Genomic DNA, 10622 nt, shown 5'->3' with positions numbered 1-10622 from the left:
GCCGGCGCGATGGATGGCAAGATCCTCGCTCGTGTCAGTGCGGTCGTCTTCATCGCGGTCGCTTTGACAGTGACCGCGATCGAGAGCAAGGACGATGAGCCTGACGCCCTGGCGACACGGGACCGTTCCATCGCGTCACAAGACCCACTTGCGGCCGAATTGCGCCGCTGTTCCGGGATCGGCGAGGCCGGTCCTCGCGATCCCGGTTGTCTGAAGGCGTGGGCAGACAGCCGGCACCGGTTTCTCGGTCAACGTGGCTCGGCTACCGCGCCTGCTCCGGTAGCGCCGACAACGCTGTTTCCGAACGTAGCGGCGTCAGCCGACCGGAAAAAAGGGCAGGGGACGGATGTGACCGCTCCCGCGATGCAGGTCGAGCCGCCCCGGCCGGAGGTTCGCTGACATGGGCGGCATGGGCGTCATTGACCATTTCCTCGAAGTCTTCACGCGCTACATAGACAGCGGCTTCGGCCTGCTCGGCGGCGAGGTCGGCTTCATCGCCACAACCCTGATCGTCATTGACGTGACGTTGGCTGCGCTCTTCTGGTCCTGGGGCGCGGACGACGACATCATGGCGCGCCTCGTTAAGAAGACCCTGTTCGTCGGCGTTTTTGCCTATCTCATCTCCAACTGGAACAATCTCGCCCGCATCGTCTTCGAAAGCTTCGCTGGGCTTGGCCTGAAGGCCTCGGGTACGGGTTTTACCGTCAACGATCTCATGCGCCCGGGCAAGGTGGCGCAGACCGGGCTCGACGCCGGCCGGCCGTTGCTGGACTCGATCTCGAACCTGATGGGCTATTGGTCCTTCTTCGAGAACTTCATCCAGATCGCCTGCATGTTCTTCGCCTGGGCGCTGGTGCTGCTGGCCTTCTTCATCCTGGCGATCCAGCTCTTCGTCACGCTGATCGAGTTCAAGCTGACGACGCTCGCCGGTTTCGTGCTGATCCCCTTCGGCCTGTTCGGCAAATCCGCCTTCATGGCCGAGCGCGTGCTTGGCAACGTCATCTCGTCCGGCATCAAGGTGCTGGTGCTCGCCGTCATCATCGGCATCGGTTCGACCCTCTTTTCCGAGTTCACCGCAGGTTTCAACGGCAACACGCCGTCGATCGACGATGCCATGGCGATCGTGCTGGCAGCGCTGTCGCTGCTCGGCCTTGGCATCTTTGGACCGGGCATTGCCAACGGTCTCGTCTCCGGCGGCCCGCAGCTCGGCGCGGGAGCGGCTGTCGGTACCGGGCTTGCCGCCGGTGGCATGGCAGCAGTGGGCGCCGCGGCTGCCGGCGCCGTCATGTCCGGCGGCGCGGCTGTCAGCGGCGGTGCTGCAGCGGCGGCCCGTGGCGGTGCCGCGACTGCGGGCAGGGCATCCACAGCCTACAATCTCGGCGCGGCCGGACAGTCTGGTTTTTCCGGCGTCGCATCCGGGCTCGGCGGTGTCATCAACGCTGGCGCCCAGGGCGCCATCTCACCGCTGAAGCGCGCGGCCAATAATGCGGCAGGCAGCATGAAGCACAGCTACCAGTTGGGCGCTCGCGCTGCCTTCGAGACGACGGGTGGATCTTCCACCGCTGGCACGATCGGCGCGAACGTCGCCGAAGCCGGCTCCGCTCCCTTCGCGTCCTCCGCAACCGAAAGTCAGCCCGCCTGGGCGAAGCGCATGAAGCGCTCGCAACAGATGACCCATGGCGTCCAGGCCGCCGCCCACGCCGTTCGCAGTGGCGACAGCCATGGCGGCGGCTCCTCGATCAACCTCTCTGAAAGAGACTGAGCATGTTCAAACGACCGTCCACGCACTACGGCAAATCCCCTCAACCCGAGACGCCCTACCAGCGCGCTGCCCAGGTCTGGGACGATCGCATCGGTTCCGCTCGCGTGCAGGCGCGCAACTGGCGTTACATGGCCTTCGGTTGCCTGGCTCTCGCCGCCGGGTTCTCCGCCGCGCTCGTCTGGCAATCCGCCAACGGCTCGATCGTGCCGTGGGTGGTGCAGGTCGATCGTCTCGGCCAGGCGCAGGCTGTCGCCCCCGCGGTCGGCGACTATCAGCCAAACGATCCGCAGATCGCCTTCTACCTGGCGCATTTCATCGAACAGGTGAGGTCGATCCCCGCCGATCCGGTCATCGTGCGGCAGAACTGGCTGCGCGCCTATGACTTCGCAACGCAGGGCGGGGCGCTTGCTCTCAACGACTATGCGCGCGCCAATGACCCGTTCACCAAGGTCGGCAAACAACAGGTCGCCGTCGACGTGTCGTCGGTCATCCGCGCATCGCCGGTGAGCTTCCGCATCGCCTGGGTCGAACGCCGCTATCAGGACGGTTCCCTCGCTTCCACGGAGCGTTGGTCTGCGATCCTCACAATTGTCGTGCAGCCCCCGCGTGACGCCGACGCGCTGAGGAAGAACCCGCTCGGCATCTACATCAACGCCATCAACTGGTCGAAGGAGCTTGGACAATGACGCCCGCACTCTTCAAGGCCGCCCGCTGGGGGTGTCCAACTTTCCTCATCCACGCAGTGCCGGCTTTCCGCAAGATAGCCTTTCCAGTACTTCTGCTTTGCACTTCGGCGCTTGCAGGCTGTGCCACCAGGCAGAAGCCGCCGGAGATTTCCTATGATGATCCGCTCCCGGCCGTGCAGGCCGTCGATCCGCCCCCGCCCGTCAAGGTGGTCGAGTTGTCAAAGCCGCTGCCGCTTCCAGGCCAGTTGAAGCCGGTCGGCAAGGTCGCAAAGCCCGAGCCGGAACCGACCGATCCGACCGCGCGCGTGAACCTGGCCAACGCCGCAGCGCGCGTCCAGCCTGTGCGCAACGGCTTCATCAACTCGATGCAGGTCTATCCGTTCGTCGATGGCGCGCTCTATCAGGTCTATGCCTCGCCGGGGCAGATCACCGACATCGCGCTCCAGCCCGGCGAGCAGCTCGTCGGCTCCGGTCCCGTCGCCGCCGGCGACACCGTGCGCTGGATCATCGGCGATACCGAGAGCGGTGCGGGCGGAGCCAAGCAAGTCCACATCCTCGTCAAGCCGACGCGCGCCGACCTTCTCACCAATCTCGTCATCAATACCGATCGGCGCACCTATCACATGGAACTGCGCTCGACGCCGTCCACCTATATGGCATCGGTTTCCTGGCAGTACCCGCAGGACCAACTCATTGCCTTGCGCCGTCAGAACCAAGAGGCCGAAGCCGCACAGCCGGTCTCGACCGGCATCGATCTCTCTCGTGTGAATTTCCGGTACGACGTCACGGGCGATCGCGCACCTTGGCGGCCATTGCGCGCCTTCGACGATGGCAAGCAGGTGTTCATCGAGTTCCCGCGAGGCATCGGCCAGGGCGAGATGCCGCCACTCTTCGTGATCGGGCCGGAAGGCGACACGTCCGAGTTGGTCAACTATCGCGTGCGCGGCAACTACATCATCGTCGATCGGCTGTTTGCCGCCGCCGAGTTGCGCTTCGGCGCCGGCAAGAACCAGAAGCGCGTCCGCGTCTCCCGCACCGATGGGGTGAAGAGCAGTCGATTTTCATGGATGCGTGGCCCTGGTGAGACCCCGCCAGCGACGTACCTCCGAACAGACAGGGCAGGGTCGTCATCATGAGCGACAAGATGGGTCCCGGGAAGGAAGAAGGCCGGGGGCCGGCGAATGACGCCCGGCCGGAGGCACCGGTCGAGGATGACGCCCGGCCGTTGACAGGTGAGCCGGCCGCGGCCATGCGGCTGCGCGCCGAGCCACCGCGCGTGACGCGTCTGTCCCGCAAGGTCCTGGCCGGATTGGGGCTTGCCGCAAGCCTCGGCGTTGGCGGGGCACTGATCTACGCGCTTCAGACCCGCCAACAGGGCCAGGGGCAGGAGCTTTATTCAACCAACAATCGTTCGACGCCGGATGGGCTTGCCGGTTTGCCGAAGGACTATTCGGGCGTTCCGAAACTTGGCCCACCGCTTCCCGGCGATCTCGGCCGTCCGATCCTCAATGCGCAAAACGGCGCCGTCTCGGCGATTGGAGCGCCGGCAATGGGACCGGACCCTGAGGAGCAGCGCCGGGAGCAGGAACTGGAAGCGGCCAGGACCGCGCGTCTGTTTGCGTCCACGCAAACGCGGCCCGCAAGTGACGCGACGGTCGCTCAGCCTGCGACAGACGCCATGCCGCGAGCCGACCTCACCAGCCTTGGTCTCGCGCCGCAGCCAGCGACGCCATCGGCGCAGGACCGCCAACTTGCGTTCCTCAATCAGCCGCCGGACAAGCGCACCGTCTCGTCGGATCGTGTTGCGGCGCCGGCGTCGAAGAACGTCCTGCAGGCGGGCGCGGTCATCGCAGCCGCCCTCATCACCGGCATTCGTTCCGACCTGCCGGGCCAGATTACCGCGCAGGTCACGGAGAATGTCTATGACAGCCCCTCCGGCCACATCCTTCTCATTCCGCAGGGGACGCGCCTCATCGGCCAGTATGACAATGATGTCGGCTTCGGCCAGCGTCGCGTTTTGCTGGTCTGGACCAGGCTGATTTTTCCAGACGGCCGCTCCATCGTTCTGGAACGTGAGTCTGGCGCGGACGCCGAGGGCTATGCTGGCCTGGAGGACGGCGTCGACTATCACTGGGGCGAGTTGTTCAAGGCTGCCGCGCTTTCCACGGTTCTGAGCATCGGGGCGCAAGCAGGCTCATCGGGCCAGGAGAGCGACATCATGCGCGCTCTTCGCCAGGGCGCCTCGGACAGCATCAGCCAGACAGGCCAGCAGATCGTCCAGCGGCAGCTCAACATAGCGCCGACGCTCACCATCCGACCGGGATTCCCGGTGCGCATAATCGTCACTCGCGATCTCGTACTCGAACCTTACGGAGGCTGAAATGGCCAAGCTGAAACTGGGGCCGATTGCCGATGACAAACCTGTCAAGGTCGTGGTGGAACTCCCTGCGGCACTGCACCGTGATCTGACCGCCTATGCCGATTACCTGAACAGTCCACATGTCTTTTGTCTCACACGCAGGAGGTGAACCATGCCGGATCTGAGGCTCGGTCGGCTGCCGAAGGTCGGCGTCGTCCGCATGACCATCATCCTGCCGGAGCCGCTCAAGGAGGAACTCGACCAGTATGCAGCCGAACACAGCCGGCTATACGAGCCCGTGGACACCGCAGCGCTGATCCCGCACATGCTGGAAGTCTTCGTCCGTTCGGACCGCGGTTGGCGCAGCCGTAAGGCGAAGGCCGGCCGTGCCCGTCAGCGAGGGGCGTCTCCAGCCACCAGTACGACGCGGACTGGTGCCGAAGGCGATGGCTCCGCGTGAAGCTGTCCTAGTGTGAAAATCTAACGCTTGGTACCCTAGGCGCATACCGGATCGGACACTCTAGCGGAAGTTCGTTCGCCCCGGCCGAATTCACGCCTATGACCCGTTGCGGCCAGTCGCGATGCTCAATCTGAACGTCGAAAATCGGGTGTTTCGCTACCGTTCCGGCCGACGATTCGGAACTCATCGAGCAGCCGACCCGTACTGCAGCACCTGAACCTTCTCCAGCGTCACCAGGCCGCTGCTCATGATCGTTTCGAGCACCGGCAAGAAAGCGTTGATCTTGTCTTCGCTGTCGACAATCTCGACGACAAGCGGCAAGTCTTCCGAAAGCCGGAGGATCTTTGTCGTGTGTAGCCGGCTCGAATGGCCGAATCCCATGCCGCCGCGCAACACCGTCGCGCCCGCCAGATGCATTTCGCGGGCCTTGAGCACGATCGATTCATAGAGCGGACGGCCATTGTCCCGGTCGTCCTCGCCGATGAAAATGCGCAGAAGCATCGCCTGTCTTGGTATCTGCATGATTCAGACTCCTCCCAACCTGTTGAGGCGCGATGCGACCATGTGGCCGAGCCACACTGCAACGAGCCAGGTCACAATCGAGACGCCGACGTTCAACCCTGCCATTGGCCAGTGGCCTCCCTGAAAGAGACGGAACGTTTCGAGGCTGAAAGTCGAAAACGTTGTGAACCCACCGCAGATCCCGGTCATGACGAACTGACGCCACCGCGTTCCGGCAAGCACGCGTCCATCCGGGCCGGTCAGCGTCGCATAAAAGCCGATGACGAACGAACCCAGGACGTTCACGAACAAGGTGCCCCAGGGAAAACCCGGGCCAAGCCAGGCAAGGGCGCCGATCGAGGCAAGAGCGCGCAAGACGCTGCCGATGACCGCGCCTGCCGAAACGGCAAGATAGAGTTGCGCTATCTCGGGGATCGCCTGCCGTCGGACCTTGGCCGGGCTTTCGGATCGCAACGGGGGTTGCTCGTCAGCCTCGACTTCCTCCAACTGGTTCATGCGTTCGCACCCAACATGGCAGAGCCGACCGCGTATCCGAGCGCCACCGCCGACAGGCAGAGAAGAAGCGACAAGGTCACATTGGCGCCTGCACGCAGGAACTGGCCGTCACGGACGAGCGCCAGTGTCTGCAGACTGAACGACGAAACGGTGGTGTAGCTGCCAAGGAATCCAGTGGCAGCGAATTGCCAGGCGACAGGCATCGGCAACATTCCCCCTATCGCAGCGGCGGCCGCGAGCACGCCCATGAAGAACGCTCCGCTGACATTGATGACCATCGTGCCCAAGGGAAACGTCTCGCCGATGTGGCGGCCAACGAGACCGGACACGAAATACCGTGTCGGGCCGCCGATAGCGCTGCCCAGAATGACCCATATCAATCCCTGGAGAACGTCCTTCATGCTCTGAGGCCCGGTTCGCTATGGTTGATCTGCTGGCGGCTTGTCGCCGCGCTTTGATCGGGCGTCGAGGTCCATTCCCTCGATCAGCATATGCACACGCGCAACGCCAAGGCCGACCGCCTGCCAAATAGCCGTGGCCAGTATGATGGTGCCCATCAAGATGAGGGCACCCGTCCGCTCGGCTCCATCCATGCCGGCTTGATCGTAGAGCACATAGGTCCCTGTGAAGAGCACGAGGATCAGCAGCAGGGTTAGCAGCGTGTAGCCGTCCGCCCATCTCTTGTGCAGCCGGACGATCCGGACGAAATCAGTTTCCCTACTCATGTTCGCCTCGCTTGTTGTGTTCTACTGGCGGAGTTCGTGGCCCGTAGAAGGAGTCTCGAATATCCTATGATACAAATCTTCGCCGTAGCTTGTCTGCAACGGCTCGCCTTCGTTTAATCTGAAAGTTCGCGTTCCATCGGCCTGCCTTTCGGCGCGCAGGAATTTCACGTCGGGCCGTTCCGTATTGTGAAGATCGTGCGCAAATTCATACAGATGCGTGACGAAGAAGACTTTGATCCCCGCCTCGGTCAGCGCGTTCACGATTTGAGTTGCAATCTGCGACCCCTCTCTTTCGTTGGTGGCGGCAAACGACTCGTTGAACAAGACCATCGAGCCGCACGTCGCATGATCCACGATATCGCTCATTCTGGTGAGTTCCTCGTCCAGCTTGCCGCTCTTCATCGTGGCATCTTCCTCGCGCCTGTAGTGCGTGATGACGCTGTCGCAGACGCTGGCGCGAAGGGATTGCGCCGGCGCGAACATGCCACATTGCATCATCAATTGGGCAAGACCGACGCCGCGGAGAAATGTCGACTTGCCGCCCTGGTTGGCGCCGGTGATGACGACCATGTCCTTCCCGTTCGCATCCAGATCATTGCCGACCACCCGCTGCCCTTTGGTCAGGGCAAGGCAGATGTCGTACAGGCCGGCGACAATGTGGCGATGTTCCGTCTGGGCGACCGGCTCCGGGAAGCAGACCGGCTCGTCGAGCTCGGAAAGCCGCTTGTTCAGGTTGAGGCAGCCCAGATAGAACGCAAGTTCGGCCCGCAACTGCCTGAAGAAACTGAGAATGTGATCGTTGGATTGCGCGAGCGCGTTGGCTGCGAGGTTGAGGCCTCGGTCCCGCAACTCCGAAAGCGCCCTGGCGCCATTTTCATCGCGAGAAGCAAGTTGGTAGCTGTAGCTGGGAACTTTCCTCGCGAAAATACGCCTTATCCACCCGCGGTCGATGTCGAGCGGCTTGCGCAGGACGTAGTTTACACCCTTGTTGCCCGCTCCCAGCTCCGCGCTGACCAGGACCCCGTTCCAGAATTTCAGCTCTTTCAGATGCTCCTGCACCTCGGCGAAATAGTCATCGCCGAGTTCGCTTGCCAGCATGGCAAAAAACGTCCTGAACCCCGCTGAGCTGAAGTTGCCGGCATGGCTTTCGCCGAAGGCGCGAAGTTTCTTCAGGGACACGATGAACAGGCCCATCACATCGACCGACCGGCGCAGGACTGAGTCGGGATATCCCATGACGAGTCCCCAGTGGTTCTTCCTTTCGCCCTCTATGGCATCGACCGCGATCTCATAGATGGCATGGACGACGGCCGGTTTGTCCAGGCAGTCCTTCAGAACGTCCTGGCGGTAGACGATGGACGACGGATCAGTCGCGGATGCCAGGATGCCCCGTCTTGCCATGTCCTTCAGAAATGCATCGCCGTGCGCCATGGTCTCGAACAGCGTGCCGAGTTCGAGGTCCTGCGTCAGATCCTGCTCGTTCCACGGCAAGGCACCCTGCAGATCAAAATCACGATCCCTGTGCATGAGAAGCGGCTTCATGTCCGCAGCCTTTCCTTCAAGTCGTCGTAGGCAAGGCGATGTCGCCTTGCGATCGCCATGGCGTAGGCCCGACCATCCGCCGGCTTTCTGACGATCTTGTACGTGCGCTCTGTCGAATTGGCCGTGCCGACCGTGCTCACCAGGCTGACAGTTTTCTCATTAAGGGATGCCAACTCATCGACGAATGTCACGCAGACGCACAGCGCGTCGAGAGCGGCAATGCTTCCCACCACCTTCTTGCCCAGGAAAAGGGCATCGTGCAGCGTGGTCGAGGTGAATATCTCGTTCATGATCACGATGCTGTTCGGGGTTGCCCGTCCGAGACTGTCGTGAATCCTGATCAGGTCCTCCTCAAGCTTGCCGTGTTGCGTGTGGATGTCCTCCTCTTTCTCGAAATGCGTGAACAGCTTGTCGAACAGGAACAAACTGGCTTCCCTGCCGGGAACCGGACATCCGACGCTCGCCAGGAAATGCAGCTGCCCGAAGGTCCGGGCAAAGGTGGTTTTTCCCCCCTGGTTCGGCCCTGTCACCACGAAAATGCATTCGGGGTTCTGAAGGTGGAAGTCGTTGCAGACGATCGAAGTGTTCTCCGCGATCAGTTTTCCGGCAAGCGCCAGATCGAAGCCGTCGACGCTGCGGATCGCTTTGTCGGTGATCGAGAGCCGTGGATAGCAGAAACTGAGCCCGGCCTGCTTGAAGCGTTCGATGTATTGGAGATAGCCGACGTAAAACTGAACCTCGCGGTCGAAAGCGGAGACTTTCGGATCAAGATAGGCTGCATTGCGAGCACAGAAATCGCTAAGCGCGATAAACACGTTCGGGTACAGTTTCGCGACTAGGTACAGCACCGCCGCCTCGATATGGTTCATGTCCAGCGAGTCACGGAATTCGACCAGATAGCTTTTCACCGCCCCGCGTTTGAATTTCTCGAAGGTTCTTTCCACCTCGGCGCTGTAATCGATCTCGGATTCCGGTTTGCGGACCCTGATGCGAGTACCTTTGATGTTCATGCAATACTTTACGGTCGAAAGACCGTCATAAAGGGCTTTGGCTTCGTCCCGAAGCGAGGTGAAGGAGGCAGAGTCTATGTAGCCGGCCAGGAATTCGCGAAACGCGACAAAGCCGCGCGAGCGCAGATCGGCGGTGCCCAGATCTCTCGCCACGCAGGCTACGGCCTCGCAGTAGGTCGAGACTGCGTCCAGAAGCAATCTTTCCTTCTGGTATTTGTAGTAAAGCTTGCCGGATTTTGTGATCTGCTCGCGCATCTGTCGCATCTTGCGCGTGAACTCCGCGACGCATTCAAAGACCGTCTCGCTTTCGAGATCGCGAAACACCTCGTGGCGATAGTGGACCGCGTCGACGGTGTGCAGGGACGCGTGAAAGAACGGCCGCGATTCGTACTCTTCCCGGCCAGCCGTGACGGCCGCGATGATCTGGTCGAGATTGAGGTCCCCGAAGCAGGCTGGCGTTTCGGGAATTTCCTCAGGCGCTTCACCCAGTATGCTTTGGAAAACCTTGGGTCCGAGCTTCGGATGCGGCGGACGCGCCTCGGTATCCTTTGCAGGGATCGGGCGGCCGGGCGATGCGCCGTTTCGCTTCGCTTCCCGCTCATCGACCGAAGCGGACTGCCCCGAGATTTGACGGCCGTCGTTCATTTCACCACCAGCACGTGGCAGGGTGCTAGTTCGACCAGACGATCGGTGGTGCCCCCGATCAATCGGTTGTAAAGGGCGGAGTGGCCCATGAAGCCAACGACCAGCAGGTCGTATCCGCCGCGCTCGATGAATTCGACGATGCTCGACACCGCATGACCGGAGACGACGTGAGTCTCGATCTTCACGCGGGCGGCCGTTGCCTGGGACCGGGCTTGTCCGATCACCCTTTCGTAGCGGTGATTTTCCTCGAGCTGTTCTTCGACTATCTCGTCGATGGTTGCCGGGGCGATCGGCATTTCCTCGACGCAGATCATGTCCAGCCTTGCCTTGAGCCGATGCGCCAGCTTGATAGCGACAGACAGCGCCCTTGCGCCTCCCTCGGAGCCGTCATTGGCGATCAAGATCTTCTTGTACAT

The 10622-nt window shown here is 62.0% G+C and carries 13 protein-coding genes and 1 pseudogene; 7 read left to right on the top strand and 7 right to left on the bottom strand.

Features of this window, described 5'->3' with window-relative positions; genetic code table 11:
• Positions 1-9 precede the first annotated feature (9 nt).
• From trbK-alt to OOJ09_RS19610, 7 genes and pseudogenes are all read left to right on the top strand, one after another.
• Positions 10-399, top strand: a complete 390-nt coding sequence (gene trbK-alt, locus OOJ09_RS19640; protein ID WP_269906765.1) for a putative entry exclusion protein TrbK-alt — start codon at positions 10-12, stop codon at positions 397-399.
• A gap of 1 nt (position 400) precedes the next feature.
• Complete coding sequence (trbL, locus tag OOJ09_RS19635; protein WP_269906764.1) at positions 401-1762, top strand: P-type conjugative transfer protein TrbL; 1362 nt, start codon at positions 401-403, stop codon at positions 1760-1762.
• A 2-nt stretch (positions 1763-1764) separates the two neighbouring features.
• Positions 1765-2448 (top strand): conjugal transfer protein TrbF, encoded by a 684-nt coding sequence (gene trbF / locus OOJ09_RS19630; protein ID WP_269906763.1) that lies wholly within the window; start codon positions 1765-1767, stop codon positions 2446-2448.
• Positions 2445-3584 carry a P-type conjugative transfer protein TrbG gene (gene trbG, locus OOJ09_RS19625; RefSeq protein WP_269906762.1) on the top strand — a complete coding sequence of 380 codons (1140 nt, stop codon included), beginning with the start codon at positions 2445-2447 and terminating at the stop codon, positions 3582-3584. The genes trbF and trbG overlap by 4 nt, the downstream gene beginning before the upstream one ends.
• A complete protein-coding gene (locus tag OOJ09_RS19620; protein WP_269906761.1) occupies positions 3581-4828 on the top strand; it encodes a TrbI/VirB10 family protein in 1248 nt (415 codons plus the stop codon). Before trbG ends, OOJ09_RS19620 begins: the two co-directional genes overlap by 4 nt.
• 1 nt (position 4829) lies before the next feature.
• Positions 4830-4937, top strand: a pseudogene (locus OOJ09_RS19615) (DUF2274 domain-containing protein); the annotation flags it as partial.
• A gap of 42 nt (positions 4938-4979) precedes the next feature.
• Positions 4980-5267, top strand: coding sequence for a DUF2274 domain-containing protein (locus OOJ09_RS19610; protein WP_269906760.1), 288 nt, complete (start codon positions 4980-4982; stop codon positions 5265-5267).
• A 183-nt stretch (positions 5268-5450) separates the two neighbouring features.
• On the opposite strand, the gene OOJ09_RS19605 is transcribed toward OOJ09_RS19610, so the two are convergent.
• Genes OOJ09_RS19605 through OOJ09_RS19575 form a run of 7 tightly spaced genes read right to left on the bottom strand, consistent with a single transcriptional unit; the run spans position 5451 to position 10622 of the window.
• Entirely contained in the window at positions 5451-5789 is a 339-nt protein-coding gene (locus OOJ09_RS19605) for a DUF190 domain-containing protein (protein ID WP_269906759.1), read from the bottom strand.
• A gap of 3 nt (positions 5790-5792) precedes the next feature.
• Positions 5793-6284 (bottom strand): fluoride efflux transporter CrcB, encoded by a 492-nt coding sequence (gene crcB / locus OOJ09_RS19600; RefSeq protein ID WP_269906758.1) that lies wholly within the window; start codon positions 6282-6284, stop codon positions 5793-5795.
• Complete coding sequence (crcB, locus tag OOJ09_RS19595; RefSeq protein ID WP_269906757.1) at positions 6281-6685, bottom strand: fluoride efflux transporter CrcB; 405 nt, start codon at positions 6683-6685, stop codon at positions 6281-6283. The genes crcB (OOJ09_RS19600) and crcB (OOJ09_RS19595) overlap by 4 nt, the downstream gene beginning before the upstream one ends.
• Positions 6686-6703: 18 nt before the next feature.
• Entirely contained in the window at positions 6704-7009 is a 306-nt protein-coding gene (locus OOJ09_RS19590; RefSeq protein WP_269906756.1) for a hypothetical protein, read from the bottom strand.
• Between the two features lie 21 nt (positions 7010-7030).
• The gene (locus tag OOJ09_RS19585; RefSeq protein WP_269906755.1) at positions 7031-8551 is read right to left on the bottom strand and encodes a MutS-related protein; all 1521 of its coding nucleotides are present in this window, start codon (positions 8549-8551) and stop codon (positions 7031-7033) included.
• Positions 8548-10206: a MutS-related protein gene (locus OOJ09_RS19580; protein ID WP_269906754.1), complete on the bottom strand. Its 1659-nt coding sequence runs from the start codon at positions 10204-10206 to the stop codon at positions 8548-8550. Before OOJ09_RS19580 ends, OOJ09_RS19585 begins: the two co-directional genes overlap by 4 nt.
• The gene (locus tag OOJ09_RS19575) at positions 10203-10622 is read right to left on the bottom strand and encodes a universal stress protein (RefSeq protein ID WP_269906753.1); all 420 of its coding nucleotides are present in this window, start codon (positions 10620-10622) and stop codon (positions 10203-10205) included. Before OOJ09_RS19575 ends, OOJ09_RS19580 begins: the two co-directional genes overlap by 4 nt.

The sequence above is a fragment of the Mesorhizobium qingshengii genome, from assembly GCF_027563465.1.
Lineage (GTDB): Bacteria > Pseudomonadota > Alphaproteobacteria > Rhizobiales > Rhizobiaceae > Mesorhizobium > Mesorhizobium qingshengii_A.
The sequence above is the reverse complement of the archived record's forward strand: the minus strand, read 5'-3'. Positions and strand labels throughout refer to the sequence as shown.

What these genes read in the sequence shown, in the direction of transcription:
- trbK-alt (WP_269906765.1), top strand. Translation starts at nt 10, where the DNA reads ATGGATGGCAAGATCCTCGCTCGTGTCAGTGCGGTCGTCTTCATCGCG.
- trbL (WP_269906764.1), top strand. Translation starts at nt 401, where the DNA reads ATGGGCGGCATGGGCGTCATTGACCATTTCCTCGAAGTCTTCACGCGC.
- trbF (WP_269906763.1), top strand. Translation starts at nt 1,765, where the DNA reads ATGTTCAAACGACCGTCCACGCACTACGGCAAATCCCCTCAACCCGAG.
- trbG (WP_269906762.1), top strand. Translation starts at nt 2,445, where the DNA reads ATGACGCCCGCACTCTTCAAGGCCGCCCGCTGGGGGTGTCCAACTTTC.
- OOJ09_RS19620 (WP_269906761.1), top strand. Translation starts at nt 3,581, where the DNA reads ATGAGCGACAAGATGGGTCCCGGGAAGGAAGAAGGCCGGGGGCCGGCG.
- OOJ09_RS19610 (WP_269906760.1), top strand. Translation starts at nt 4,980, where the DNA reads ATGCCGGATCTGAGGCTCGGTCGGCTGCCGAAGGTCGGCGTCGTCCGC.
- OOJ09_RS19605 (WP_269906759.1), bottom strand. Translation starts at nt 5,789, where the DNA reads ATGCAGATACCAAGACAGGCGATGCTTCTGCGCATTTTCATCGGCGAG.
- crcB (WP_269906758.1), bottom strand. Translation starts at nt 6,284, where the DNA reads ATGAACCAGTTGGAGGAAGTCGAGGCTGACGAGCAACCCCCGTTGCGA.
- crcB (WP_269906757.1), bottom strand. Translation starts at nt 6,685, where the DNA reads ATGAAGGACGTTCTCCAGGGATTGATATGGGTCATTCTGGGCAGCGCT.
- OOJ09_RS19590 (WP_269906756.1), bottom strand. Translation starts at nt 7,009, where the DNA reads ATGAGTAGGGAAACTGATTTCGTCCGGATCGTCCGGCTGCACAAGAGA.
- OOJ09_RS19585 (WP_269906755.1), bottom strand. Translation starts at nt 8,551, where the DNA reads ATGAAGCCGCTTCTCATGCACAGGGATCGTGATTTTGATCTGCAGGGT.
- OOJ09_RS19580 (WP_269906754.1), bottom strand. Translation starts at nt 10,206, where the DNA reads ATGAACGACGGCCGTCAAATCTCGGGGCAGTCCGCTTCGGTCGATGAG.
- OOJ09_RS19575 (WP_269906753.1), bottom strand. Translation starts at nt 10,622, where the DNA reads ATGTACAAGAAGATCTTGATCGCCAATGACGGCTCCGAGGGAGGCGCA.